Genomic DNA, 25982 nt, shown 5'->3' on the forward strand with positions numbered 1-25982 from the left:
GGTATCATTCTTTTCATCTACTATACTATGAAAAGACTTACTATTTCAAATATTAGAATCAACAAAAGGGAGACACCCAAATCATGTCTCCCTTTTTTACCCATTTTACGCTTCTATTTCAGCACTTTTCTTCTTCTTAGCCGCTTTTTCACGTTCATTTTTATTCAAGATTTTTTTACGTAACCGAATCGATTTTGGTGTTACCTCGCAATACTCATCATCATTTAGATATTCTAACGATTCTTCTAAAGTTAAGATACGCGGTCTTTTAATAGTTGACGTTTGATCTTTTGTTGCGGAACGAACGTTTGTCTGTTGTTTTGTTTTTGTAATATTGACCGTAAGATCGTTTTCACGGTTATGTTCCCCAACAATCATTCCTTCATAAATTTCAGTACCAGGTTCAACGAAAATAACACCTCGGTCTTCAACTTGCATGATGCCATAAGTAGATGCTTTTCCATTTTCCATTGAAACAAGCACCCCTTGACGTCTTCCACCAACTTGACCTTGCTGCATCGGTTGATAACTGTCAAACGTATGGTTGAGAATTCCGTAACCATGAGTTAACGTTAAAAATTCAGTTGAATAGCCGATTAACCCCCTAGCTGGTACATTAAAGATCAGTCGAACTTGGCCATTTCCATTATTAATCATATCCAACATTTCACCTTTACGGGCACCCATCGACTCCATGACAGCACCTGTATGCTCTTCTGGAACATCAATTTGAACACGTTCAACCGGTTCACAACGAACTCCATCGATTACTCGTACAATCACTTCCGGTTTTGACACTTGGAGTTCAAAGCCTTCTCGACGCATGTTTTCAATTAAAATCGATAAATGTAACTCGCCGCGCCCAGAAACAATCCATGCGTCTGGTGAATCAGTGTTATCAACTCGTAAACTTACATCCGTATGAAGTTGTTCGCGCAGTCTCTCTTCAATTTTTCGAGAAGTTACATACTTTCCTTCCCGGCCTGCAAATGGGCTGTTATTAACGACAAATTCCATTTGCAAGGTTGGTTCGTCAATTCGCATTAGAGGTAATGCTTCTTGATGTTCGACTGGACAAACGGTTTCACCAACATTGATGTCTTCCATACCAGACACAGCAATTAAATCACCTGCATGAGCTTCTTGGATTTCTAATCGTTTTAGTCCGGAGAATCCCATTAATTTCGTCACTCTAAATTGCTTAACAGATCCATCTAATTTCATTAAAGCTACTTGTTGACCTACTTTAATTGTGCCACGGAATACACGACCAATCCCAATCCTTCCGACAAATTCATTATAATCTAGAAGAGCTACCTGAAATTGTAGAGGTTCCTCACGATTATCAACAGGTGCAGGGATTTTCTCGATAATCATATCGTACAACACTTGCATGTTATCATCTTGCTTGTCAGGATTAAGGCTTGCAGTTCCATTAATCCCAGAAGCATAAACAACTGGAAAATCTAATTGTTCTTCTGTTGCATCAAGCTCAATAAAAAGGTCGATGACTTCATCTACTACTTCAGCAGGACGAGCAAAGTCACGGTCGATCTTATTGACAACCACAATCGGTGTTAAATTTTGTTCTAAAGCTTTTTTCAATACGAATCGTGTCTGTGGCATCGTCCCTTCGTATGCATCAACAACCAATAATACGCCATCCACCATTTTCATGATCCGTTCTACTTCACCACCAAAGTCAGCGTGTCCTGGAGTGTCTAGAATATTAATTTTTTTATCTTTATATTGAATCGCAGTGTTTTTAGCTAAAATTGTAATTCCGCGTTCTCTTTCAATATCACCTGAGTCCATCGCTCGTTCTTCTACATGTTCGTTTGAGCGGAATGTACCTGCTTGTTTTAATAATTGATCTACTAATGTTGTTTTACCATGGTCAACGTGAGCAATAATTGCAATGTTTCTAATATCTTCTCTGATTTTCAACTAAATGTCCTCCTGCCTTAAATAAGGTGAATCAAATTTATATATAAAATCATAATCATCACTTAACGATTATGATGTCCATTCACTTAACTGAAATATTATATCACAATTGATATAGAAACCTATAATTTTTTTTTACAAAATAGAGGATTGATAATTTCCATTATTGTAAAATTTTAAAAATAGTTGTAACGTATAACTTAGGGAAAGGTGGGAGAAAATGAAATTTTTCTTTTTAATGTTAGCAATTTTAGGAACGATCTGCTTTATTGGCTTAGGTGTCGCGATTGCCGAGGAGAGCATCGCCGGAATGATAGCAAGTGTTTTGTTACTTCTATGTATTATGGGGATTGGGTTTTCAAAAAAGAAAAAAATGCGTGAAAAAGAGTCTGTTTAAAACAGCCTCTTTTTTCTGCTTATGACCAATTCCCATTCTGTAAATATTGGCTCATTACTTCCCCATGAAGTCCTGGTTTAGAGATAAAAACAGTTGTAGTACTCAATAAATCAAGAGGTTTACCTTTTAAATCCGTTGCAATCCCCCCTAATTCTTCTACTAACACTTTCCCACCCCCATAATCCCATGGAGATAACCGTGGGGAAATATAAGCATCTAACCGGCCTGCTGCGACATAGGCTATTTCTAAAGCTGCACTCCCATAATTTCTCGTTCCACGTACATCTTTCACAAGCGGGACTAACATATTATGATCAATTCGTTTATTTTCAATAATCCACGTAGGGTTTAGCCCAAGGATCCCTTCTGAAACAGTGGCTGTTTGTAATGGTTCCAGTTCTAACTCATTTAAAAAGGCGCCTTGTCCCTTTTTAGCATGATATAATTCATCATGCACTACATCATAGACAAGACCAACTTTTCCAATTCCATTTTCAAAAATACCAATGGAGATTGCAAAGTTTCTCTGCATATGTACAAAATTCATGGTCCCATCAATCGGGTCAATAATCCACACAATGCCTTCCAAGGAAGAAATGGTATCCCCTAAACCTTCTTCTCCTAAAATTTTATGATCTGGATAGGTTTCCCTAATTTTATCGATAAAGAACTTTTCGGTATTTCGATCAATTTCTGTCACTAAGTCATTTTTATTTGATTTCGTAGTGATAACTAGTTCTTTAGAGAAAGACTCCTTTATTAAAGAGCCTGCAGCTTTTATCCATTCTTTAGCAAACACATCGATCTCATCCCAATTTGTCATTCCTTTACCTCCGTCATACTTGATATAATCCAATATATTTCTTATTTTATATTTTATACTATTTCCACCTTCAAAACCAACTTCCCAAAACTACAATAAAAAAAACGAACCCCTTATCTTTTTAAGAGAGTTCGTTTCTAATCCTTAAATGTATTAACCATTTTTTATTTTGTCTCCTTTGATCAATTACAATGCTTTTAAAGTAAGAAGTTCCTGCCTGATTTTTTCAAGTTTCTCTTTACTTTTCTTCTTCTTTAGCTCATTATTCTCTCCCATAGCCTCAAATAAAACCGCTAACTCATAATCCATTTCCATCTTTAAAATAGCCTTTCTTTCCTTTTCAATGGCTTTCCCTTTAATTGAGTTCATCACTTGTTTCATTGATCATACACCCCTTCCATTGAATTTAGCCTTTTGTTTTTCAATACTCTGACTATTGTAATCATATATTATGTTGAAAATACTATTCTTGCAACTAATTTGCACATTTGCCTATTAAAGTTAGTCAATTGAATTAACAATTCAAGAACCAATTTCTATTAGACAACCCTCATTATTCGCAGTTGTACATGGATGTGGTAAAATACTAAAAAAGAGGAGGTTTTTTTGAGTGTCTTTTAATGGTTTCACAAATACAGATTTTAATGTTTTTTCAATAGATGGATTAGAACCACGTATGGAAGCGTTAAAAACCCATGTCCGACCAAAACTGGAGTTTTTAGGAAACCATTTCGCACCTACGTTGTCAACCATGTTAGGGGAAGAAATTTACCCTCATGTTGCTAAACATGCGAGAAGGACAATAAATCCGCCAAATGATACTTGGGTTGCTTTTGCCAGTAATCCTAGAGGGTATAAAATGTTACCTCATTTTCAAATAGGATTATGGGGAACCCATCTGTTTATTTGGTTTGCCATTATATATGAAGCACCACGTAAAACAGAATTCGGTTTGACCTTTCAAGAAAATATAGATTCAATATACTCACATGTTCCAAAGGATTTTGTATGGTCTCTTGATCATATGAAACCAGAAGTTCTAAATCACAAAGACCTATCTAAAGAGGACATGACTAAAATGTTTGTCCGTTTACAATCGGTGAAAAAGGCAGAAATTCTGTGTGGCTATCAAATCCCAAGAGAAAAGGCGGCTCAATTATCCGTCCAACAACTACTCGATCAAATGCAAACTGTTTTCACCGTCTTATCTCCCCTTTACAAAATGCTTTAATCACTAATTCCGTTGGCATATATCTTTTCGGTAAGACATATGATAAATTTGGGCAACAAACCTCCTAATGTTCGATTAAGATTAGGAGGTTTTTGAGTTTGTTTTCTAATATATGCACACCATCAAGATTACATTCTTATGATTGATCCAGAATTTTCTTCTTTTGCCTTTTTAATTGTTCGATAGGAAGAATACCCACTGACGTCTTCAAATTCCCCGCAAATTGTTTTTTCCTGAGCTTTACTCGGTACAATTTCCTTAAATCGATTATAGATAGTTAACAGCTTAGCCCGTTCCACCCCCGTTTCATAGGCTTGTTCGATGGCTTGAAAGAAATGAACCACATCTATAATTTCTTCGGTTGACCAATCAGAATCGATTGGATATTGATACTCCATTCTCTTCACCCTTTGCTTTAATTTGCATACATGTTTAATTTTCCATAAAGTTTTTAAACTAAGGAAGGGATAACAATACCTATTAAATCATTTTCATTTCATATACTCAAATTTTTCTAGGCAAAAGAATGCAATAGTGCTATAATTCATTTGTTTTACTTGAATTTTTATATAAAGAGGTGTTAGAAGCAATTGAATCAATCATATACACCGTTATTTAGCGGATTACTTCAACATTCCCAAAAGAACCCTATTCAATTTCATATACCTGGACATAAAAAAGGAAAAGGTGTTGCACCTGAATTCAGAGAATTCATTGGTGATAACGCTCTTTCTATTGACTTAATTAATATTGGGCCCCTTGATGATTTGCATCAGCCAAAAGGGATTATTAAAGAAGCACAAGATCTGGCAGCAGAAGCCTTCGGTGCAGATCACACTTTTTTTTCCGTCCAAGGGACAAGCGGTGCAATTATGGCAATGATCATGTCTGTTTGTGGGCCTGGGGATAAGATTATTGTTCCTCGTAATGTCCATAAGTCTGTCATGTCGGCGATTATCTTTTCAGGGGCGATTCCGATTTTCATTCACCCAGAAATTGATGAACATCTTGGGATTTCCCATGGCATAACAAAAGATTCACTAAAACGGGCTCTTCATGAATATCCAGATGCCAAAGCAGTTCTAGTGATTAACCCAACATATTTCGGAATTGCTGCTGATTTAAAAGGTATTGTAGAGATTGCTCATTCATACGATATTCCAGTATTAGTGGACGAAGCCCATGGAGTCCATATCCATTTTCACGATGATTTACCATTATCAGCTATGCAAGCAGGAGCAGATATGGCTGCAACTAGCGTTCACAAGCTAGGCGGGTCTATGACACAAAGCTCGATTTTAAATGTAAAAGGCAAACGGGTTTCACACAAAAGAGTGCGGTCGATTCTTAGTATGCTTACCACGACATCAACCTCTTATTTATTATTAGCATCCCTAGATGTTGCTAGAAAAGAATTAGCAACGTCAGGTAAACAACAATTAGACCGGACGATCCAGCTAGCAAACTACATCCGAAAAGGGATTAATGAATTAGATCACCTCTATTGTGTAGGGGATGAGATTCTAGAAAGAGACGCTGCTTTTGATTACGACCCTACCAAATTAATTATTTCGGTAAAAGATTTAGGTCTGTCTGGATACGATGTTGAAATGTGGTTAAGAGAACAATATCAAATCGAAGTTGAAATGTCCGACCTATATAATATTCTTTGTTTAATCACTCCCGGTGACTCTAAAGAGGAAGCGGATGTGCTTCTTAAAGCGTTAGCCCGGCTAAGTAATGAGAGAGCAACACTTGCTGCAAAGACACAAACACAAGTGCTTTTACCTGAGATTCCAATTCTGGCCGTTACACCACGAGATGCTTTTTATACAGAAACTGAACTGGTACCTATCGATGAATCTGAAGGGAGAATTATTGCAGAATTTATAATGGTCTATCCACCTGGAATCCCGATTTTTATTCCTGGTGAAATCATAACAAACGAAAATTTAGTTTATATTAAAAAGAACCGAGATGCTGGGCTCCCAGTCCAGGGACCTGAAGATTTTGATTTTAGAATGCTTCGAGTGATTAAAGAGCATCACGCAATTAGATAAAGGCTGTCAAATTGTTGACAGCCTTTTTTCTATGCAAAAAAAAAAAAAGCATGTTTACACATGCATTAAATATAACAGTTTATAAATTACTTTTCATGATTATGGTGTTCATGACCTTTGCAGTTACAGTTGGATGAATATAGGACAGTTACTTTCTCATCCTCGAAATAATCGATTGTTGCATTGCATTCTTGACATACGATAGTGCCCATTTTTCCATCTCCTCATCATCTCATTGGTTTTATAAGAAAACGCTTTACCTTTTCTGTAAATATATAATAATATAACACTATTAAAAAATCAAGCAAAAAGTATAACACATTTGGTTAAATGTGTTGGACTAATTATATCCTACCGGTACATTTTTTGTCCCGCAAAAAACTACAACAAATCAAGACTTTTAGATACAAATAAAAAAAAGCGTAATCCATTAGGAACATTTTCTGTCCCACTATAGATTTCGCTTTCTTTCTATAATATATCGATTAACTATACTGCGCTTGGAGTGACGCACTTGGTAAAGTCTCCGTAAAAAACTCGGCTAATTCAACGGCTTGTTGATAGTCACTCATTTTAAATACCGACATCAAATAATCTATATCATGAAGGTCTTCTGGATCAAGAATTGTTGAACGGCCTGTTTGCATACAAACGACGAGAGGTTTTCCAAAGAATTGGTTTGTATATACAATTCCAAAATCATAGCGTGCTAACTCAGTTGTAAAACCAATAAACCGAACCTTAACATTTTCATCTTCTTCATATAATTTCTCAAACTGTTCCATATTTATTTCCCCCTCCCCTTATGGAGTTACTATCTCTAATTATATTTTAGAAAATACACTTTGAATATTATCTTTTTCAAATGTTCTAAAATTTGTCAATAAATTATTACAAAATTGGTAACTTGTTTAAAAGTTCATTAAATAAAGAAATGTGAAATATTTCGTACAAACCTAAACTGATCAACGTCGTATATAATGTTCTTCTAGTACTATGAATAAAGAGGTTCCCGATTTTGACAGCAAGATAAAAAAAGACCATAAACATGATTATCTCATAAACATACCAATCTTTTTCAGATAACCATTGGGCTAAAGTAAAGCCACTCCATATCATGAACTGAATAACAATAACGGTATAAATCCTCATAAGCAATCACCACAAATTATAAGAGTCATATGCTTTACTATATGTACAAGTCATCAAGCATATTTTTCATTTCTGTAACATTTACTAAAAAAGCGGTTTGATTCCCCTATTATGTGCTATGATGACTTTAATTCATTTGGTAATTGTTATAATTTGGAATATAAATAAAGTGAGGCATAGGTATGATGAAAGGGAAAGCTACGTTCATAATGATTTCTATACTCATCATTTGTATTGCTTGTACAAAAAAAGAGCCTGCACCGATTTGGCAGAGCGAGGAAAATAAAATACAAGTTTTCTTTTTCTCAGATAAAGAAGAATATGAGAATGAAGTCCCTTATTATAATGCAATCATTGTCTTAAAAAAGGATTTTCCAGAAGAAATAAACAACATGAAAACTCTCTCAAATATAGATTTAAAAAATTATGAACAAACCTTTCCCATCAATCATTGTCCTGCTATCGTCGTCTATGATCAAGAACAAGTAATTTATGTTGTAGAAGGCATCAAAACAACGGAAGATATTATTACTTCACTATCTAAAGTACTGTCTGAAACGTAAGAAAACTGCCTAATGAAAATCATCATTGGCAGTTTTCTTTTTTAATTACATTTTTAGAATGTGAATAGGTGCTCCTATTGCTACTTTAGCAGCTTCCATTGTCATTTCTCCAAGGGTTGGATGAGCATGAATCGTTAATGCAATATCCTCTGCAGTCATCCCTGCTTCAACCGCTAGTCCGATCTCTGAAATAATATCAGAAGCATTTGCACCAGCTACTTGTCCACCAATGAGAACACCGTCTTCTTTACGAGTTACTAATTTTACATATCCATCTGCACTATCAAGTGATAACGCACGTCCATTCCCACCGTACGGGAACTTTGCAGCTACTACTTCAATTCCTTCATTTTTAGCATCGGCTTCTGTATAACCAACAGATGCTAATTCTGGATCAGAGAAAACAACTGCAGGTATTCCAACATAATCAATTTCAGATGAGTGACCAGCAATTGCTTCTGCAGCAATTTCTCCTTCATAAGAAGCTTTATGGGCTAATTGAGGACCAGGCACGACATCACCAATTGCATAAATGTTGCTGACACTTGTGCGACATTGCTTATCAATTTCGATAATGCCTCGCTCATTCATTTTAACACCAGCTTGTTCTAAGCCCATTTCATCTGTGTTTGGACGACGACCAACCATGACAAATACGTAATCCGCTTCAAATTTCTTTTCTTCACCTTTAATTTCAGCTGTAACTACAACACCATTTTCTGTTTCTTCTACACCTTTAGCTAAGGCTTTTGTATAAATTTCTGCACCCTTTTTCTTCAAGGAACGCTTTACAAGTGCTGCCATTTGTTTTTCGAAACCAACACTTAAAATGTCATTAGCACCTTCTAAAATGGTAACTTGAGAACCAAAGTTCGCATATGCAGTTCCAAGCTCAACACCGATCACACCGCCGCCAATAATAACAATTTTATTCGGTACTTCTTGTAAATTAAGAGCACCTGTTGAATTGAGCACGCGTTTTGAATACTTAAATGTAGGTAACTCTATTGGGCGAGACCCTGTTGCGATAATAGCATTTTTAAAATTGTAAGTTTGAGAAGAAGATTCAGTCATTACTTTTAAAGAGTTGCTGTCAACAAAAAACGCTTCTCCACGAGCAATTTCAACTTTATTCCCTTTTAATAACCCTTCTACCCCGCCAACTAGTTTATTCACTACACTAGATTTGAACTCTTGTACCTTTGAAAAATCTAGTGTTACATTGTCAGCTTTTATACCAAATTTTTCAGAATCCTTGGCAGTTTCATATCGATGACCAGTAGAGATCAGTGCTTTTGATGGAATACACCCAACATTTAAGCAAACTCCGCCAACATATTCTTTTTCAACTATTGTTACCTTTTGACCTAACTGAGCCGCACGAATTGCTGCTACATAACCGCCAGGGCCTGCACCAATGACGATTGTATCTGTTTCAATTGGGAAATCTCCTACAACCATGTTTTACGCCTCCATTAATAAAAGTTCAGGATCATTTAATAAACGTTTAATGTGATTTAATGCATTCTGTCCTGTTGCTCCGTCTATCATACGATGATCGAAACTTAATGATAACGCTAAAACAGGAGCCGCAACAATCTCACCATCTTTAACAATCGGCTTTTCTGCGATACGTCCAATTCCAAGAATTGCTACCTCCGGATGATTGATTACCGGTGTAAACCATTGCCCGCCAGCAGATCCGATATTTGAAATTGTACATGAAGCACCTTTCATTTCATCTGGAGCAAGCTTTCCGTCACGAGCCTTAGATGCTAGTTCGTTAATTTCATTCGAAATGTTAAAAATTGATTTACGATCTGCATCTTTAACAACAGGTACCAATAATCCTTTGTCAGTATCTGCAGCAATTCCAATATTATAATAGTGCTTATGAACAATTTCTTGTGTCGCATCATCAAGTGAAGTATTCAACGCTGGGAATTCACGCAATGCACTTGTTAAAGCTTTAACTACATATGGAAGGAATGTTAATTTAATTCCTTTATTTGCAGCTACTTCTTTAAACTTTTTACGATGTGCAACAAGTTTTGTAACATCAACTTCGTCCATTAATGTTACATGTGGAGCCGTATGTTTCGAATTAACCATTGCCTTTGCAATTGCTTTACGGATACCACTTAATTTCTCCCGAGTTTCTGGGTACTGACCTTCAGGAATTGGTGTTGGAGCGGCAGCAGTTTCTTCGATCCCAGCAGTTTCTGTTACTGTCTCAGCGGCTGCTGTAGAGACTCCACCATTTAGGTGAGCATCAATATCACTTTTTAATACACGGCCATTATCTCCAGATCCAGCCACTTGACGAATGTCGACACCCTTTTCACGCGCGTATTTACGAACAGAAGGCATAGCAATAACACGACGATTTGGATCCACTTCAGCTTGTGCTGCTGGAGCATTCGTAGATTCTGACTGAGCTGCTTCAGGTTTAACCTCTTCTTTAGGTGCTTCTTCTTCCCCTTCATCACCTTTGAATACTAAATCTTCATATCCAGGTGCATCAAATGTAATTAGTGTTTGTCCAACTGTTGCTACTGTACCTTCTCCAACTAATACTTCTTCTACCGTTCCTTCAACTGGAGATGGAATTTCAACTACTGCTTTATCATTCTGAACTTCACATAGAACGTCATCTTCTTGAACCTTATCCCCTGGTTTTACAAACCATTTAACAATTTCGCCCTCATGAATCCCTTCACCAATGTCTGGCATTTTAAATTGAAATGACATTAAATTTCCCTCCTACATTCGTCTGTTCCTATGTATTCATAAAAATACACTGAAAAAACTTAACTTATTTTCTCTTTTCATTATTCTTTATTCAAGCCCTGCAAATCGACTAACCTTCTTATTTTGTAATAAAGGAATCAACTATATGCAGGGCATATCTTTTCAATGAATTAGAAAGTTAAGACTTTCTTTGCTGTTTCAATAATGTCTTTGTGGTTTGGTAACCAGACAGATTCAGCTTGTGGGAATGCAAATACCGTGTCTGGAGCAGTCACACGTAATACCGGTGCTTCAAGACTTAGAATTGATCGATCGTTAATCTCAGCAACAACGTTAGCCGCTACGCCTGCTTGTTTCTGTGCCTCTTGAACAACAATGGCACGACCAGTTTTTTCAACAGATGCGATGATTGTCTCAATGTCAAGCGGACTTACTGTACGTAAATCAATAACTTCAGCAGAGTAACCTTCTTTTTCAAGTTCTTCAGCAGCTTTTAGTGAATCATGAACCATTGCTCCATAAGTAATAATTGTTAGGTCACTGCCTTCGCGCTTTACTTCAGCTTTGCCTAACGGGATCGTGTATTCACCTTCTGGAACCTCTTGACGGAATGAACGATATAATTTCATATGCTCAAGGAATATAACCGGGTCATTGTCACGAATCGCAGAAATTAATAAACCTTTTGCATCATATGGTGTTGAAGGAATTACAACTTTAACACCCGGTGTTTGAGCCATTAATCCTTCTAAACTATCAGCGTGCATATCTGGTGTGTGTACACCGCCACCAAAAGGAGAACGAATCGTTACTGGTGCATTAAACTTGCCGCCAGTACGATAGCGCAAACGTGCCATTTGTCCAGCAATTTGATCAAACACCTCAAATACAAACCCAAAGAATTGGATCTCTGGAACTGGGCGGTATCCTTGTAAACTTAAACCAAATGCTAAGCCACCAATACCTGATTCTGCAAGTGGTGTATCAAAGACACGGTCTTCCCCAAATTCTTTTTGTAAACCTTCAGTTGCTCGGAATACGCCACCGTTAACGCCTACGTCCTCACCAAATATTAATACATTTGGATCATTTTTAAGTTCTACGCGTAACGCATCAGTGATTGCCTGAATCATTGTCATTTGCGCCATGGCTTATTTCGACTCCTTTGCTAAATAAATTTCTTTTTGTTCTTTTAAGTTTTGTGGTAAATCTTCATACATAATATCGATAAGGTCCGTAACTTTTTGTTTTGGAGCGCCATCTGCTTTTTTAATAGCCTCTTTAATTTCTTCTTTTGCTTGTTCGATTACTTCGTTTTCTTTCTCTTCATTCCATAAACCTTTTGCCTCTAAGAATTTACGGAAACGAACAAGTGGATCTTTCTTTTCCCATTCATTATCAAGGTCTGAAGTACGGTAACGAGTTGGGTCATCCCCTGCCATCGTATGTGGACCATAGCGGTATGTCATCGTTTCAATTAAAGTAGGTCCTTCTCCATTAATCGCACGCTCACGAGCTTCACGTGTTGCCGCGTAAACAGCTAGCGGATCCATTCCATCTACTAAAATTCCTGGTATTCCTGCAGAAACAGCTTTTTGAGCTAATGTTGGGGCCGCTGTTTGTGCTTCACGTGGTGTTGATATCGCAAATTGATTATTTTGTACAACGAAGATTGCTGGAGCTTTGTATGCACCTGCAAAGTTAATTCCTTCATAGAAATCACCTTGAGAAGTACCACCATCACCTGTGTATGTAATGGCAACTGCCTTCTTTCCACGTTTCTTTAATCCAAGTGCTACACCAGCAGCTTGAATATATTGTGCACCAATAATAATTTGTGGAATATATACGTTTACACCGTCCGGAATTTGTCCACCTTCAAAATGTCCTCTTGACCATAAAAATGCTTGATATAGCGGGAAGCCATGCCATACAATCTGTGGAACATCACGGTAGCCTGGTAAAATAAAGTCTTCTTTTTCAAGCGCGAACTGTGTAGCCAATTGGGACGCCTCCTGTCCTGCTGTCGGAGCATAGAAACCTAAACGTCCTTGTCTATTTAGGGAAATGGAACGTTGATCCAAAATTCTTGTATAAACCATACGTCTCATTAATTCTTGTAATTGATCGTCGCTTAAATCTGGCATCGCTGCTTCATTAACAACTTGACCCTCTTCATTTAATATTTGAAACATTTGAAATTGATCTGCTATTACTTCTGCCTGTACTTTTGCATCAACTGATTGATTTTTCATTTTAGATGCCACACCAACCACCCTTTCCATTCATTAAAATAATCATTAATAGAGTATCCAAAAATAGATAACTAAAGCATTAAATTAAAGCAATAAATCATTTTATTTATTGCGATAGTTACTCTATTATTTTTTTATTAACAGTTTAAAGACCTAGTCACCGTTATCTGTATTAGTTTTTTTAAAATAAAAGTGAAACACCTTTTGTTCACATTTACATCTTATCGAGTTTTTACACCTTAGTCAATGATTTTAAGTAAAAGAATTCAAAAATAATTCATGTTTTCTTCACAAATAACCAAACTGTTATAATATTATACTTTTATCTGTACTATAAAAATTATTGACTTTAATACGTGTTATAGGAAAGGTTTTAATAAATTTTTTCTATAGTAAGACTCTTGAATTTTAGAATTGAACATTTTTTATTATCAATAACTTAACAGTTTAGTTTAACTTTTCTACTACTATTTGATAAAATTGGAATACATGAATTGATTAAAGGAAGTGTAACTTATTATGTTAACAATGGATGATATTGTTCGTGACGGCCATCCTGTATTAAGAAAGGTTGCTTCAGAAGTAGCTTTGCCAGCTTCTGAAGAAGATAAGAAGATTCTTCATCAATTAATGGAATTTGTGCAAAACAGTCAGAACCCTGAAGTTGCATCAAAGCATGGACTACGTCCTGGAATTGGTTTAGCTGCTCCGCAAATTAATGTTCCTAAACGAATGATTGCTGTTCATGTAAACGATGAGAATGGGAAGTTACATAGTTATGCCCTAATTAATCCAAAAATTATTAGTCATTCGGTTGAAAAATCTTATTTAGTATCAGGAGAAGGGTGTTTATCCGTCGATGAACCACATCCTGGCTATGTACCAAGGTTTGCAAGAATAACCGTGAAAGGCTTTGATTCAGAGGGAAACGAAGTAAAGGTTCGATTGAAAGGACTTCCTGCGATTTGTTTTCAACATGAAATCGATCATTTAAATGGAATTATGTTTTACGATCATATTAATCAGGAAAACCCAATGCAGAAGCCTGAAAATGCGATTGGCATCTAATTCAATACATAGACGTTTGTTCTAACAAACCTTACTTCATATGGTCTCTCCTTATTTTCTAGTTTCCTTGGAGAACAGGATTTTCGAAGCCGTTTATATTTTGGCTTCTTTTAGTTTTTATGAACAAGATAAATAATTGTCTTAAAAGTAACAAATAATAAAAGCAAAAAGATGAATAAATGAAGAGAAAATCCTGATTTCACTTTACTTTGACCAAGGAATGTTTAAAATAGAAAATAAGGAGATGACCACGATGTTAAAGAAGCTAAAAAAGAAGCTTTTAAGACAGTGGAACGACATGTTGCGAAAAAAATCAATTGCCTGATTATTTTTTGAGCCCTTCACTCTTTTAGAAGGGCTCCTTCCTTATAATAAACTTCTTTTCAAAAAAACAAATGAGGAGCGATCAAAAATGATTTTTAAAGTTTTTTATCAAGAATCAAAAATGCAAGTACCTGTCCGTGAAAACACCAAATCATTATACATTGAGGGAGAATCCATTCAAGAAATTCGTATAAAGCTAGCTCAATATCCATACAACATTGAACACATCACACCAATTGAAGACGCTTTTTTGGAATATGAAAAACAAAATGAAGATTTTAATGTATTGGAGATATAAATATGAAATTTGTAAAAAATGATCAAACTGCCGTTTTTGCCATAGGCGGTCTAGGCGAAATTGGTAAAAACACATATGGAGTTCAATTCCAAGATGAGATCATTCTCATTGATGCAGGAATTAAATTCCCAGAAGACGAGTTACTCGGAATTGACTATGTGATTCCGGATTATACTTATTTAGTTAAGAATGAAGATAAAATTAAAGGGCTCTTCATTACTCATGGACATGAAGACCATATCGGAGGCATCCCTTATCTTTTACGACAAATCAATGTTCCGATTTACGGTGGAAAGCTTGCGCTTGGGTTGATTCGTAATAAATTAGAAGAACATGGCCTACTGAGACAGACGACATTCATTGAAATAAAAGAAGACGACATCATTAAATTTAGAAAAACATCTGTATCCTTCTTTAGAACAACACATAGTATTCCTGATTCTTATGGAATTGTTGTTAAAACTCCTCCGGGCCAAATCGTTCATACTGGTGATTTTAAATTTGACTTTACTCCTGTTGGTGAACCAGCTAATTTAACAAAAATGGCTGAAATTGGTAAAGAAGGTGTTCTTTGTTTACTGTCAGATAGTACAAACAGTGAAATTCCAGACTTTACTATGTCAGAAAGACGTGTAGGGGATACTATCCATGATATATTTAGAAAAGTGGATGGGAGGATTATTTTTGCTACATTCGCATCAAATATCCATCGTCTTCAACAAGTGACAGAAGCAGCGGTTGCAAATGACCGCAAAATAGCTGTCTTTGGTCGCAGTATGGAGGCAGCCATTCAAATTGGACAAGATTTGGGTTACATTCGAGCACCTAAGGATACTTTTATTGATGCAGGACAAGTCAATCGACTCCCAGCAAATAAAGTAACGATCCTTTGTACAGGAAGCCAAGGAGAACCAATGGCAGCACTTTCTCGGATTGCCAATGGAACGCACAGACAAATTCAAATTATTCCGGGAGATACCGTAGTATTCTCATCATCCCCTATCCCTGGGAATACGACAAGTGTGAATCGGACAATTAATATGCTTTACCGAGCGGGTGCAGATGTCATTCATGGAAAATTAAACGACATTCATACCTCGGGTCATGGCGGACAAGAGGAACAAAAGCTAATGTTACGGTTGATAAAACCTAAGTTCTTTATGCCAATCCATGGTGAATATCGCATGCTAGTCACACATTCTAAGCTTGCGGTTGACTGTGGAGTAAAGGAAGATAACTGTTTTATTATGGACAATGGCGAGGTTTTGGCACTTAGTTCAGATGAAGCTAGAGTAGCGGGTAAAATTCCATCTGGGAATGTTTATATTGATGGCAGCGGAATAGGTGATATCGGAAATATTGTATTACGGGATCGAAGAATTCTATCTGAAGAAGGTTTAGTTGTAGTGGTTGTCAGCATTAATATGAAAGAATTCAAAATTGCAGCTGGTCCAGATATTATTTCCCGGGGTTTTGTGTATATGAGAGAGTCTAGCGACTTAATAAATGATGCCCAAAACTTAATCGCAAAACACCTAGATAAAGTGATGGAACGGAAAACCACTCAGTGGTCGGAAATAAAAAATGAAATTACCGATACCCTTTCACCTTACCTTTATGAAAAAACAAAACGTCGTCCAATGATCTTGCCAATTATTATGGAAGTATAATGGAAATTTATAGAGTAAATGAAAAAAGCACCGAACACGGTGCTTTTTTCATTTTATCAGGCTTAACGGAATGAAAGCCCCCCACTGATGGAGGTTTCATCTTATGATAATACTTTTCTTTCGAACCGATTGATATCAGAATCGGCCCCAATTACAATCAAAATATCCTGTTCATAAATGGTTTCATTGGCTTGAGGGGAAACAATAATTTCATCCTGTCTCTTGATAGCAACAATATTGATTCCATATTTAGCTCGTACATCTAATTGTAAAATGGAATGACCATGGATCTTTTCGCTCGCAACAATTTCTACGATACTATGTTCATCAGATAATTCTAAATAATCAAGAACACTGTTAGAAATAATGTTATTTGCAATTCTTTTTCCCATATCACGTTCAGGATGAACGACATGATCAGCCCCTATTTTAACTAAAACCTTTTCATGATAATCATTTTGCGCTTTTACTGTTACCTTCTTAACACCAAGCTCTTTTAACATGATCGTTGTTAAAATACTTGCTTGAATATCATCCCCAATGGCAACAATCACATGGTCAAAGTTACGGATACCTAAGCTTTTTAAAGCTTTCTCATCTGTTGTATTAGCAACTACCGCGTGAGAAGCAATTGTTGAATACTCATCAACACGTTCCTCATCTATATCAATTCCCATTACTTCTACACCTTGTTCAGCTAATGTCCGGCAAATGCTGCCACCAAAACGTCCCAAACCAATTACTGCAAATTCTTTTTTCACTATATTTCCTCCAACCCTTTAGGCGTTGTTAACAGTCAGCTTCCTTTATAGGAAATATACTTGGAAATCATCTTAATCGCAACCCCAATTGCCTCTTCATTCGGCAAAAGTTTTGCATGATGGAGTCCATAGTCTGATTCAACACCAAGCCAAAACATAAACCCAGGAATTTCTCTTACCATAAAGCCAAAGTCTTCACCTGTCATTGCTTCTTTACAAGCAATCACTTTAACCTCTGTTTCCTGTTCGACAAAGTCGATAAATTCCCTTGTTAATATTTCGTGATTGTAAACTTCTATGTACAACGCGCCGAAATCTACGGTTGCTTCACACTGAAACCCCACTTCAATCCCTTTAACCATATCTAAAATCCGCCGCTGTAAATGCTGCATTAATTCTACTGAGAATGTTCTAATCGTTCCTTCTAATCTTGCATGTTCGGAAATGATATTCTGTACAGTTCCACTCGTAATTTTGCCAACAGTAATTACCGCACTATCAAGGGGATCAACATTTCTCGAAACAATCGATTGTAGCTGAGTAACAAGTGTACAAGCAGCAACGGTCATATCGTTGGTTAAATGAGGATGTGCAGCATGTCCACCTTTTCCTTTAAAGTCAATAAACAATTCAGAGGTGTTAGCAAATAGAAGTCCTTCCTTCAGAGCAATCGAGCCTACAGGGTATTCGGGTGCTATATGTAAGGCCATAATCATATCTGGCCACCATTCTTTCATCACATCCGACTTCAACATCGGTTCAGCTCCACCTGGCGCTTCCTCAGCAGGCTGGAAAATAAACAATAAATCATCCTTAATAGGGTAATGCACAAAATGTGTCAATACACCTAGTGCAATGGACATATGAAAATCATGACCACAAGCATGCATATTTGTTTCATGAATCGATTTAAACGGAAGTCTCGTTTCTTCTTTAATAGGTAAGCCATCCATATCAGCCCGGTAACCAATCATCTTCGTGGGATTCGTACCGTTTACTTTCACAAATAAACCTGTTTCCCATTTTCTAATTTGAATTCTTTCTAAAGGTAACATTTGAAGATAGTCTAATAAATATGCCTGTGTTTTAAACTCTTTAAAACCTAATTCAGGTATTTGATGAAGATCACGCCGAATTTGAACAAATTGATCCATCCACTATCCCCCACTTTTCAATCTTTAACTAGATTCATACTTTTTTCTAGGTAGTAGCCAAATGAAAATCATACTAATGATCGCTAAGAAAAGCACAACATAATAAACGGTTTGAAGCGAGTAGGTTAAACCCTCTTGTAACAGGTGTAAAATTCCCCCCGGTAATTGATCGCGTTCCTCTTTGTTTAAAAGAAGATTCGTTGAATCAACCGTTAAACCTGCTGTATTTGCACTACCATAATTAGTCAAATAATTCATGAGTTGACTATTTAAAATTCCTCCAAGAAATGCAGCACTCACTGTGTTTCCTAAATTTTTCATGAATGAATTTGCAGCGGTCGCAATCCCTCTCTGCTCCCAACTTACCGAACTTTGAATAGCTACAATAAAAGTCGTATTGGTTAACCCCATTCCGATCCCAATAATAAAAGAACCAGTTGCAGCCCAAATTGGCCCCGCTTGTGGTGTCAGCATTACAAACATCAGACTTCCAATCACTAAAGCAATCCCACCAAGAAAAGAGGTTGCTCGTATTCCGATTTTCAGCAACAACGGACCAGCGATCGTCGAAGCAATTGGCCAGCCAATTGACATCGTTGTTAAGGTAAAACCAGCAACTATAGCTGATTCTTCCATGACGCCTTGTACAAAAGTGGGTAAAAAGCTTGAAATCCCAATCAGCATAATTCCAGTTGTAAAAGAAGTTAAATTTGCCAGTAAAATTGTACGGTTCTTCCAGATTGAAAACGGCATAATTGGTTCAACCGCTTTTTGTTCCTGTAAATAAAATAGAAAAAATAAGATTAAACTAGTTGTTAATAAACCAATAATTTCAATAGATAACCAATCCCAGCGATTTCCCCCTTCAACAAGTACAAACATTAAAATAGACGTAGAAATTCCAATTAGTAATGCCCCTGGATAATCGATTGATTTTTTTGTTTTATCAATATTTTCATGCAAAAAGATAGCGATTCCAAGTCCTGCTAAAATTCCCAGTGGAATATTAATCCAAAATATAAATCTCCAGCTAACATATTGAACAAGCAAACCACCTAACGCTGGTCCAAGAATGGCTGAGATCCCCCATACACTGGATAAATAACCCTGGATCTTTGCTCTTTCCTCTTTTGTGTAAAGATCCCCTACAATCGTGGTTGCAATCGGAGTTATTGCTCCTGCACCAAAACCTTGAATAAACCGAAAAATAATCAGTGTTACCATTGAATTAGCCAATCCACAAAGAATCGATCCTATTAGGAAAATAATAATTCCAATTATGATTACTGGTTTACGTCCAAATAAATCAGCTAATTTCCCATAAATTAAAACGGTTACAGTATTCATTAGCAAATAGGAGGAAAAAACCCAACTGTACAATGAGAAATCTCCTAATTCTCCTACAATCGCAGGCATTGCAGTGGAAACAATTGTTCCTTCAATGGCCCCCATAAACATGGCCAGTATAATAGCAGCAAGGACAATCGGTCGATTTCTTTTATCTTGCACTCTTTTATCTAATACGTTCTCCATTTTATATAATCCTTTCTCCACCAACCCTGAAAGAAGTCTCTCATATAAAAAAACAAGCCTCCAACACTCAGGAAGCTACTATTCTATTTAATTATGCATGACATCATTTAACAAATTCAAAACAGCCCTTCTCGTTAAAATTCCCTCAAAATATCCCTCATTATTTTCTACACATAAAAATGGATGATCAACTAACAATTGCATCATCTCTTGTATACTTGAACCTATTTTTAAATGGGGAATTTGTTTATTCATAACTTCCTCAACCCGGGTGGTTTCTAATTTTTCATATTCAATTCTCTCCAATCCTAGAATTGATTCCATAATAATTGGTGTTGAAATAAGACCATGGAGTTTATAATATGGGTCAAGAACAGGAATTGCACTATATCCACTTTTTGTTAATACCAATAGAGCATGCTCTAGACTATTACCCATTTGCACATGTGCAACCTTCTCAGAAGGAATCATTAATATTCGCATATCAATGGTGAAAAAGTTTTCAAGATTGAACATAGATGAATTCACCTCAGAAAATAATTGTGTTTAATTATTTTAACACAGTTTAGAATTTTCCGCCTCCTACATCTGTCAAATATAAAATTTTCTTTAAATGAAGCTGAACTATGTAAAATATAATTGATCTTAAATACCGTAAAAAAGGAACCATGATGGTTCCTCTTTACAGTAAAATATTTACTATTGAATTAAATCAAAAATTTCTATTGTAATCATATCAATATTATCGAATTGATATCGTTTTGGTTTTTCTTTATCGAAATAAACTTCCAATTCAAAAGTCGAAGATTTAGGTTGGTAAGTCACTTGACACTTACGTTCACCATTCACCTCAAAAAAACGTTGAGCTGGTTCACCATTCGTGGATTGTTCCTGTAAATTTTTTAATCGAGTTATAATACCTTGAAGTTGTGACATGTTTCCTCTCCTTTCAGCAAAACCTAATACATATGCTTAGGTTTCTCAAATGACGTCTTTCTAAACACAAAACTTACATCTAATCGATACAATATCAAATTCTCTGCGACGAATTTGCCCTAGGATTAATACCTTCGCTCGAAAAGTCCTAAAAATCCGAGGCATCCACCGGAGGGCTACCTTCATTCAGTAAGGACTTGAGTCCTCCTATGAATCAGTAGGCCCTTAGGCATCATCCCTTACTTACAAAGTGAAGGACTTCTGCAGAGGTGCAGTTAAATGTTTTTTTCCTAACATAAACAGCATAAAGAAAATCATGGAATTGTACAAGTAGAAGTCAAAAAAAATCGAGCATTTATTACAAATTTCTTATCGTTATTTACATTTGTACGAACTTTACAGTAAATGGTCATGTTTATAGAGAAACTCATATGAAAAATCAATAAATAAGTAATCACTTTCATTCAATGGATATGAAAAGGTTCTAGTGAATTCACCTGTTTCAATGTCGTTATATAAATCGGATAGTATACTTTTTTTATCTTTTCTCATTTTAATTATGTTTTCTAAGAAGTAAGGTCGCCAACTCCAATTTCTCTGAATATATTCCGGTTGGAACTGCCATTGCTCCCCTTTTTTTATCATATTAGGGGATTTTTGAAATCCGTCTTCATCACAAATATATATTCTAAATGCAATGTCATTTAATCTTTAGATAGAATTGTTAATAATTCTTCATATTGGGTTGTTTTCCTAATTTTACTAATCGAATCTTGAAACTTTAAATGAAATTGATCAGTAATCGTGACAACGGCTTCCAGCTTTTGCTTCTCATACATAATAAATTCATGGAATTCGGACTTTAACTTATTTTTTAATAGGTCTCGAGGGACAAATCCAGGTGAAGGTGCCTCTAGATAATACCCCTGATAATATCGACCACCATTTTTCCATGAAAATTGAAGTTGATAAACCATTTCAATATTTTTAAATAAAAGAGTCGCGCCAATTTTCCTCACCAAGAGGGATAAAGTATAGAGGATTTCTTGGTAGGCCGGTGGCGGTTGAGTGGATCTTAAGGGGACTAGGTCTACCTTAACAATATCAGGTTTTAAATCACCTATACGGTTTAATAGGCTGGTTGTATTTCTCATACTATCAATTGCCACTTTAATCCCGAACGTACGATAATAATTTATTAAATGGTCGATTTCTTTTTTGGGATCTTCATTTGGAATCTCTAACACAATCCGATCCAGTGTAATTCCCTTTTCTTGATATTTTAATAATAATTGCAGTAACTCATCTCCACCATCATTCGTAAACAACTCTGCATTTCTATTAATAAATAGTAAAACATCTTTATCTAAAATAACTGCTTGGTCCAAAGCCTTCATCAATACTGTGTTATCAACTTCAAGTCGGTATTCTTCAGGGATGCACTGATCATGGAAGAATGGACCAAGACTGATTATTTCACCGTTTCCATTATACCTCCCTAATACCTCATAACCTATGATTTGATGTTCATCAGCACTGAATATTGGTTGAAAATATGGAATTACATGTTCTAAATCAGAAATGATATCCAACGCGTCCATCCTTCATCCTCCTCACCGCTTATGTATATGATTACATCAAAAAAGAGCATTTAATTAATTAAAAATAATTAGAACATCCTCTTTTACCTTCTAATTTTTCGTGTCCTTTGATAGTATATATTAAGACTTTTAAAAATGATAGGTTGGTTTTACGATGTCAGATAAAATATCAAGGAGAACATTTATTAGAAGAACGTTTGGTTCTCTCTTTGCCGTGGCTACAGCTAGTGCCGGTGGTTATTACTATGCAAAAGAAATTGAAACACGATTGCTTAAAACGAACATACACTCCATACATCATCCGATGATTCCAATTGGTTTTGATCAGTTTAAAATCGTCCAATTTAGCGATACCCACCTTGGGTTTCATTATAAAGTAGAACAATTAGCAAAAGTGGTCAAAGAAATAAATAAATTAGATCCTGATGTTGTTTTTTTTACTGGAGATTTAATGGACGAACCTAATAAATATCAAAATAGTGACGAAATTATTCCTATATTATCAAACATCCAAACTAAATATGGAAAATTTGCTATCTATGGAAACCACGATCATGGTGGATATGGTACAGATATATATAAGGATATTATGGTTAATAGCGGTTTTACTTTACTGCAGAATAACAATCAAAAAATCCAATTACTTGATGGCAGCGCCATTTATATTGCCGGACTGGATGATGCAATGCTTGGAAAGCCAGATTTAGAAAAGACTGTAGCAGGGATTCCCAAAGACTCCTATAAAATTCTTCTTGTCCATGAACCTGATTTAGCAAACCTTGCAGTTCAATATGGATTACAACTACAATTAAGTGGACATAGCCATGGAGGACAAGTAAAAATTCCATTTGTTGGTCCGTTAATTACTCCACCTTATAGCGAGCAGTATTATGAAGGATTTTACCAAGTCGAGGGCCCAAATAATGATTTAACCTTATATGTGAATCGGGGAATCGGTACGACAAGATTACCATTTCGATTTTTATCAAAACCAGAACTAACTTTATTTACTTTATCTGCATTAAAAGACTAAGAAGAGGCTGTCAAGTTGAAAAAGGCGGCATAGTTTGAATATCACCTCCTTGGGCATCCTCTCTTTAATTTTATGTAATTAACACCACTCTTTTTATGCCCTATCTTCCATCTAAAAAAGTCCTATCACCACATTATGATTGCCTATCGAAATAAATACAGTAGCATTATCCTATATTTTTTCATAGGTTACTTTAACATAGTTATTGCACAAAATGGAATGGAGTGGTGTCATGCAACACATCATAAAAAGAGGAGAAACTTTATCTCTGATATCCAGGGATTATCGAGTCTCAATTTCACAACTCCTAGCTGCAAACCCCTTTATTACAAATGTCAATACGATTCAAGCAGGCTGGTCCATCCGGATTCCAGGTTTACCTGATCCAGCGACCATTCCTTACCGAATTGTTATTTCAAGAGGAAATCGCACACTTCAACTATTCCGAAACAATAGGTTGGTAAAAACTTACCCGATTGCAGTAGGTAAAATGTTAACCCAAACTCCTGTAGGAACATTTGTGGTTGTTAACCGGCAGCCGAATCCTGGTGGACCATATGGAGCAATGTGGCTTTCCCTTTCGAAAGCTGGCTATGGGATTCACGGGACCAATGACCCCTCTTCAATTGGCAAATCGGTATCAAAAGGTTGTGTGCGAATGCATAATCGCGATGTTCTTGAACTGTCAAGACTAATACCAAATGGAACAACCGTAACTATTCAATGAAAACCTTTCGCTTTTTGAGAGTATTTTAAAGATGTGCGAGCCCTCCTCTCAATCGAATTAATTTTTTTAGATACTTATTTTCTTTTGTGAACAGAAGAGTTATAATAAGATTGAGTTAAATGTTGAACATTAAAATAACCATTGTTTTTTTATAATACTGAAAGGAGTCCTAACATTGTCCTCATTTAGTGACGGTGCATCAAAACCTCAAATAAAGCCAACAATAGAAAACCTCTCACAAGCGATCTTCATTGTTAATAGACATGCGAAAACTGCTCCAAATCCTAAATTTTTATATAAGCTAAAATATACGGCTCTTCATAAACTCATTCGTGAAGGTAAAGCCCAAAAAATAGGTCTGCATTTTTCAAACAACCCTAAATATAGTCAGCAGCAATCGGATGTATTAATACAATGCGGGAAATATACATTCCATCTACCTCCTTCTAAAAGTGACTTTGAAGAATTACCTCATCTCGGTAAATTAGATCACAATGTTCGCAACCCAAAGGCTACACTTTCACTTAGCCAAGCAAAACGAATCCTCTTAACATACACTGGATTAACTGAACTAGAAAACAACCCGACCTCGACAACAAAACCAGCTCGTAAGAAATATCATAAACCCGTTTTTAAAAAGCTTGGAGAAAGTTATTATTAAACATGAAAAAACTTCTATTAATGGATGAAACGGTTCTCATTAACAGAAGTTTTTTCATTTTCTATAATGCGAGTTGGTCGATGAGTCTTACTAGTTCGTCAATTTCTGGTTTACTAACCTGAGAATTTGCCCCTACTACTTGTCCTTTATGCCGTAAATCATCTGTAATAAGGGAAGAGAAAATGATAACAGGCAACTTCGATAAATCACTGTTTTGTTTTATCTTTTTAGTTAAATGATGTCCATCCATTTGCGGCATTTCAATATCCGTAATCACCAACTGGACTTCCTTTTCTATTTCCGTGCCTTTATTAATAATGGATTCTAAAAACCGATAGGCTTCCGCACCATTCTCAAAGAATTCGATATTATGATAACCTGCTTCCGCTAATGTGTCGAGAAGCAAGTTACGTAATAGTGGAGAGTCTTCAGCAATCACCAAATGCTTGTTAGAACGTTCTCTATGCCCTAACTTTTGCAGTCGTTCGACACTAATACCAGACTCGGGATTAATCTCAACTACAATTTTTTCAAAATCCAATAATAGAATCATTTCGCCATTTAATTTAATAACTCCAATAATTTGACTATCTGCCCCTTGGTACATTTCAGAAGGTTTTTCAATTTGCTGCCATGAAATGCGATGGATTTGTGAAACACTATGAACATGAAAAACGATTTTCTGCTGATTAAATTCAGTTACAATAAATTTATCTTTTTCGGGAGTATCGGAGGCAGGAAATCCAATGGCTTTAGCCACATTCACCACAGGTAATACCTCACCTCTTAATTCGATAATGCCCTCGACATGAGGATGAGAATTTGGAATGATTGTTACGGATACAGGGTTAATAATTTCTCGTACTTTTATCACATTGATCCCAAAGTGATTTTTACCAATACCAAACTCAACAATTTCCAGTTCATTTGTTCCAGTTTTAAGTAAGATTCCTTTATTATTTTTCACGAGTCCTCAACCTGCCTGTATTTTAATAGTCTTTTCTAATACCTTTACTATACCATGAAGAACGATGAAG

At 36.0% G+C, this 25982-nt stretch carries 26 protein-coding genes and 1 pseudogene; 10 read left to right on the top strand and 17 right to left on the bottom strand.

Going from position 1 to position 25982, the window contains the following annotated elements:
* Positions 1 to 105: 105 nt before the first annotated feature.
* Entirely contained in the window at positions 106 to 1947 is a 1842-nt protein-coding gene (gene typA, locus R4Z10_RS14215; RefSeq protein WP_338469957.1) for a translational GTPase TypA, read from the bottom strand.
* 220 nt (positions 1948 to 2167) lie between these two features.
* Between typA and R4Z10_RS14220 the strand changes: the two genes are divergently transcribed.
* Entirely contained in the window at positions 2168 to 2344 is a 177-nt protein-coding gene (locus R4Z10_RS14220; protein WP_338469958.1) for a DUF5325 family protein, read from the top strand.
* Positions 2345 to 2363: 19 nt separating this feature from the next.
* On the opposite strand, the gene R4Z10_RS14225 is transcribed toward R4Z10_RS14220, so the two are convergent.
* Positions 2364 to 3167 carry an inositol monophosphatase family protein gene (locus R4Z10_RS14225; RefSeq protein WP_338469959.1) on the bottom strand — a complete coding sequence of 268 codons (804 nt, stop codon included), beginning with the start codon at positions 3165 to 3167 and terminating at the stop codon, positions 2364 to 2366.
* Positions 3168 to 3353: 186 nt separating this feature from the next.
* Positions 3354 to 3548 carry a hypothetical protein gene (locus tag R4Z10_RS14230; protein WP_338469960.1) on the bottom strand — a complete coding sequence of 65 codons (195 nt, stop codon included), beginning with the start codon at positions 3546 to 3548 and terminating at the stop codon, positions 3354 to 3356.
* A gap of 229 nt (positions 3549 to 3777) precedes the next feature.
* Here R4Z10_RS14230 and R4Z10_RS14235 point away from each other — a divergent pair, with 229 nt between their 5' ends.
* Positions 3778 to 4398, top strand: coding sequence for a DUF1054 domain-containing protein (locus R4Z10_RS14235; RefSeq protein ID WP_338469961.1), 621 nt, complete (start codon positions 3778 to 3780; stop codon positions 4396 to 4398).
* Positions 4399 to 4526: 128 nt separating this feature from the next.
* Here R4Z10_RS14235 and R4Z10_RS14240 read toward each other — a convergent pair whose 3' ends face one another.
* Positions 4527 to 4796 (bottom strand): UPF0223 family protein, encoded by a 270-nt coding sequence (locus R4Z10_RS14240; RefSeq protein ID WP_338469962.1) that lies wholly within the window; start codon positions 4794 to 4796, stop codon positions 4527 to 4529.
* A 192-nt stretch (positions 4797 to 4988) separates the two neighbouring features.
* On the opposite strand from R4Z10_RS14240, the gene R4Z10_RS14245 reads away from it, so the two are divergent.
* A complete protein-coding gene (locus R4Z10_RS14245) occupies positions 4989 to 6458 on the top strand; it encodes an aminotransferase class I/II-fold pyridoxal phosphate-dependent enzyme (protein ID WP_338469963.1) in 1470 nt (489 codons plus the stop codon).
* A gap of 86 nt (positions 6459 to 6544) precedes the next feature.
* Here the strand turns inward: R4Z10_RS14245 and R4Z10_RS14250 are convergent, their stop codons facing one another.
* Both R4Z10_RS14250 and R4Z10_RS14255 read right to left on the bottom strand, forming a co-directional pair.
* On the bottom strand, positions 6545 to 6670 hold the full coding sequence (locus R4Z10_RS14250; protein WP_338469964.1) for a GapA-binding peptide SR1P: 126 nt from the start codon (positions 6668 to 6670) through the stop codon (positions 6545 to 6547).
* Between the two features lie 273 nt (positions 6671 to 6943).
* A complete protein-coding gene (locus R4Z10_RS14255) occupies positions 6944 to 7243 on the bottom strand; it encodes a DUF3055 domain-containing protein (protein ID WP_338469965.1) in 300 nt (99 codons plus the stop codon).
* 549 nt (positions 7244 to 7792) lie between these two features.
* Here R4Z10_RS14255 and R4Z10_RS14260 point away from each other — a divergent pair.
* On the top strand, positions 7793 to 8173 hold the full coding sequence (locus tag R4Z10_RS14260; RefSeq protein ID WP_338469966.1) for a small peptidoglycan-associated lipoprotein: 381 nt from the start codon (positions 7793 to 7795) through the stop codon (positions 8171 to 8173).
* 45 nt (positions 8174 to 8218) lie between these two features.
* Here the strand turns inward: R4Z10_RS14260 and lpdA are convergent, their stop codons facing one another.
* From lpdA to pdhA, 4 genes are all read right to left on the bottom strand, one after another.
* On the bottom strand, positions 8219 to 9634 hold the full coding sequence (gene lpdA, locus R4Z10_RS14265) for a dihydrolipoyl dehydrogenase (protein ID WP_338469967.1): 1416 nt from the start codon (positions 9632 to 9634) through the stop codon (positions 8219 to 8221).
* Positions 9635 to 9637: 3 nt separating this feature from the next.
* The gene (locus R4Z10_RS14270) at positions 9638 to 10924 is read right to left on the bottom strand and encodes a dihydrolipoamide acetyltransferase family protein (protein ID WP_338469968.1); all 1287 of its coding nucleotides are present in this window, start codon (positions 10922 to 10924) and stop codon (positions 9638 to 9640) included.
* 170 nt (positions 10925 to 11094) lie between these two features.
* Positions 11095 to 12072: an alpha-ketoacid dehydrogenase subunit beta gene (locus tag R4Z10_RS14275; RefSeq protein ID WP_338469969.1), complete on the bottom strand. Its 978-nt coding sequence runs from the start codon at positions 12070 to 12072 to the stop codon at positions 11095 to 11097.
* 3 nt (positions 12073 to 12075) lie between these two features.
* Positions 12076 to 13179 (bottom strand): pyruvate dehydrogenase (acetyl-transferring) E1 component subunit alpha, encoded by a 1104-nt coding sequence (gene pdhA, locus R4Z10_RS14280; protein WP_338473248.1) that lies wholly within the window; start codon positions 13177 to 13179, stop codon positions 12076 to 12078.
* Between the two features lie 519 nt (positions 13180 to 13698).
* Between pdhA and def the strand changes: the two genes are divergently transcribed.
* From def to rnjA, 3 genes are all read left to right on the top strand, one after another.
* Positions 13699 to 14247, top strand: coding sequence for a peptide deformylase (gene def, locus R4Z10_RS14285; protein WP_338469970.1), 549 nt, complete (start codon positions 13699 to 13701; stop codon positions 14245 to 14247).
* 412 nt (positions 14248 to 14659) lie between these two features.
* Positions 14660 to 14869, top strand: coding sequence for a DNA-directed RNA polymerase subunit epsilon (locus R4Z10_RS14290; protein ID WP_338469971.1), 210 nt, complete (start codon positions 14660 to 14662; stop codon positions 14867 to 14869).
* A 2-nt stretch (positions 14870 to 14871) separates the two neighbouring features.
* Positions 14872 to 16539 carry a ribonuclease J1 gene (gene rnjA / locus R4Z10_RS14295; RefSeq protein WP_338469972.1) on the top strand — a complete coding sequence of 556 codons (1668 nt, stop codon included), beginning with the start codon at positions 14872 to 14874 and terminating at the stop codon, positions 16537 to 16539.
* Between the two features lie 101 nt (positions 16540 to 16640).
* Here the strand turns inward: rnjA and R4Z10_RS14300 are convergent, their stop codons facing one another.
* From R4Z10_RS14300 to R4Z10_RS14325, 6 genes and pseudogenes are all read right to left on the bottom strand, one after another.
* Positions 16641 to 17300: a TrkA family potassium uptake protein gene (locus R4Z10_RS14300; RefSeq protein WP_338469973.1), complete on the bottom strand. Its 660-nt coding sequence runs from the start codon at positions 17298 to 17300 to the stop codon at positions 16641 to 16643.
* Positions 17301 to 17335: 35 nt separating this feature from the next.
* The gene (locus R4Z10_RS14305; protein WP_338469974.1) at positions 17336 to 18454 is read right to left on the bottom strand and encodes an N-acetyldiaminopimelate deacetylase; all 1119 of its coding nucleotides are present in this window, start codon (positions 18452 to 18454) and stop codon (positions 17336 to 17338) included.
* Between the two features lie 24 nt (positions 18455 to 18478).
* Positions 18479 to 19987, bottom strand: a complete 1509-nt coding sequence (locus R4Z10_RS14310; protein ID WP_338473249.1) for an MDR family MFS transporter — start codon at positions 19985 to 19987, stop codon at positions 18479 to 18481.
* Positions 19988 to 20074: 87 nt separating this feature from the next.
* Complete coding sequence (gene cbpB / locus R4Z10_RS14315; RefSeq protein ID WP_338469975.1) at positions 20075 to 20503, bottom strand: cyclic-di-AMP-binding protein CbpB; 429 nt, start codon at positions 20501 to 20503, stop codon at positions 20075 to 20077.
* Between the two features lie 183 nt (positions 20504 to 20686).
* Positions 20687 to 20923, bottom strand: coding sequence for a YkuJ family protein (locus R4Z10_RS14320; RefSeq protein ID WP_338469976.1), 237 nt, complete (start codon positions 20921 to 20923; stop codon positions 20687 to 20689).
* A 396-nt stretch (positions 20924 to 21319) separates the two neighbouring features.
* Positions 21320 to 22524: pseudogene (locus R4Z10_RS14325) on the bottom strand (EAL-associated domain-containing protein).
* A gap of 154 nt (positions 22525 to 22678) precedes the next feature.
* Between R4Z10_RS14325 and R4Z10_RS14330 the strand changes: the two are divergent.
* The 3 genes from R4Z10_RS14330 to R4Z10_RS14340 all read left to right on the top strand — a co-directional run bounded on the left by R4Z10_RS14330 (position 22679) and on the right by R4Z10_RS14340 (position 24945).
* Positions 22679 to 23557 (top strand): metallophosphoesterase, encoded by an 879-nt coding sequence (locus R4Z10_RS14330; RefSeq protein WP_338469977.1) that lies wholly within the window; start codon positions 22679 to 22681, stop codon positions 23555 to 23557.
* Between the two features lie 232 nt (positions 23558 to 23789).
* Positions 23790 to 24284, top strand: coding sequence for a L,D-transpeptidase family protein (locus R4Z10_RS14335; protein ID WP_338469978.1), 495 nt, complete (start codon positions 23790 to 23792; stop codon positions 24282 to 24284).
* Between the two features lie 175 nt (positions 24285 to 24459).
* Positions 24460 to 24945 carry a YkyB family protein gene (locus tag R4Z10_RS14340; RefSeq protein WP_338469979.1) on the top strand — a complete coding sequence of 162 codons (486 nt, stop codon included), beginning with the start codon at positions 24460 to 24462 and terminating at the stop codon, positions 24943 to 24945.
* 61 nt (positions 24946 to 25006) lie between these two features.
* On the opposite strand, the gene R4Z10_RS14345 is transcribed toward R4Z10_RS14340, so the two are convergent.
* Positions 25007 to 25912 carry a chemotaxis protein gene (locus R4Z10_RS14345; RefSeq protein ID WP_338469980.1) on the bottom strand — a complete coding sequence of 302 codons (906 nt, stop codon included), beginning with the start codon at positions 25910 to 25912 and terminating at the stop codon, positions 25007 to 25009.
* Between the last annotated feature and the right edge of the window lie 70 nt (positions 25913 to 25982).

The organism is Niallia sp. XMNu-256, from assembly GCF_036670015.1.
GTDB lineage: Bacteria > Bacillota > Bacilli > Bacillales > Cytobacillaceae > Bacillus_BD.

Excerpts from the sequence above, each read along its gene's own strand:
- R4Z10_RS14220 (WP_338469958.1), top strand. The coding sequence starts at position 2,168 with ATGAAATTTTTCTTTTTAATGTTAGCAATTTTAGGAACGATCTGCTTT.
- R4Z10_RS14225 (WP_338469959.1), bottom strand. The coding sequence starts at position 3,167 with ATGACAAATTGGGATGAGATCGATGTGTTTGCTAAAGAATGGATAAAA.
- R4Z10_RS14230 (WP_338469960.1), bottom strand. The coding sequence starts at position 3,548 with ATGAAACAAGTGATGAACTCAATTAAAGGGAAAGCCATTGAAAAGGAA.
- R4Z10_RS14240 (WP_338469962.1), bottom strand. The coding sequence starts at position 4,796 with ATGGAGTATCAATATCCAATCGATTCTGATTGGTCAACCGAAGAAATT.
- R4Z10_RS14250 (WP_338469964.1), bottom strand. The coding sequence starts at position 6,670 with ATGGGCACTATCGTATGTCAAGAATGCAATGCAACAATCGATTATTTC.
- R4Z10_RS14255 (WP_338469965.1), bottom strand. The coding sequence starts at position 7,243 with ATGGAACAGTTTGAGAAATTATATGAAGAAGATGAAAATGTTAAGGTT.
- R4Z10_RS14260 (WP_338469966.1), top strand. The coding sequence starts at position 7,793 with ATGATGAAAGGGAAAGCTACGTTCATAATGATTTCTATACTCATCATT.
- lpdA (WP_338469967.1), bottom strand. The coding sequence starts at position 9,634 with ATGGTTGTAGGAGATTTCCCAATTGAAACAGATACAATCGTCATTGGT.
- R4Z10_RS14270 (WP_338469968.1), bottom strand. The coding sequence starts at position 10,924 with ATGTCATTTCAATTTAAAATGCCAGACATTGGTGAAGGGATTCATGAG.
- R4Z10_RS14275 (WP_338469969.1), bottom strand. The coding sequence starts at position 12,072 with ATGGCGCAAATGACAATGATTCAGGCAATCACTGATGCGTTACGCGTA.
- pdhA (WP_338473248.1), bottom strand. The coding sequence starts at position 13,179 with ATGAAAAATCAATCAGTTGATGCAAAAGTACAGGCAGAAGTAATAGCA.
- def (WP_338469970.1), top strand. The coding sequence starts at position 13,699 with ATGTTAACAATGGATGATATTGTTCGTGACGGCCATCCTGTATTAAGA.
- R4Z10_RS14290 (WP_338469971.1), top strand. The coding sequence starts at position 14,660 with ATGATTTTTAAAGTTTTTTATCAAGAATCAAAAATGCAAGTACCTGTC.
- rnjA (WP_338469972.1), top strand. The coding sequence starts at position 14,872 with ATGAAATTTGTAAAAAATGATCAAACTGCCGTTTTTGCCATAGGCGGT.
- R4Z10_RS14305 (WP_338469974.1), bottom strand. The coding sequence starts at position 18,454 with ATGGATCAATTTGTTCAAATTCGGCGTGATCTTCATCAAATACCTGAA.
- R4Z10_RS14310 (WP_338473249.1), bottom strand. The coding sequence starts at position 19,987 with ATGGAGAACGTATTAGATAAAAGAGTGCAAGATAAAAGAAATCGACCG.
- cbpB (WP_338469975.1), bottom strand. The coding sequence starts at position 20,503 with ATGTTCAATCTTGAAAACTTTTTCACCATTGATATGCGAATATTAATG.
- R4Z10_RS14320 (WP_338469976.1), bottom strand. The coding sequence starts at position 20,923 with ATGTCACAACTTCAAGGTATTATAACTCGATTAAAAAATTTACAGGAA.
- R4Z10_RS14330 (WP_338469977.1), top strand. The coding sequence starts at position 22,679 with ATGTCAGATAAAATATCAAGGAGAACATTTATTAGAAGAACGTTTGGT.
- R4Z10_RS14335 (WP_338469978.1), top strand. The coding sequence starts at position 23,790 with ATGCAACACATCATAAAAAGAGGAGAAACTTTATCTCTGATATCCAGG.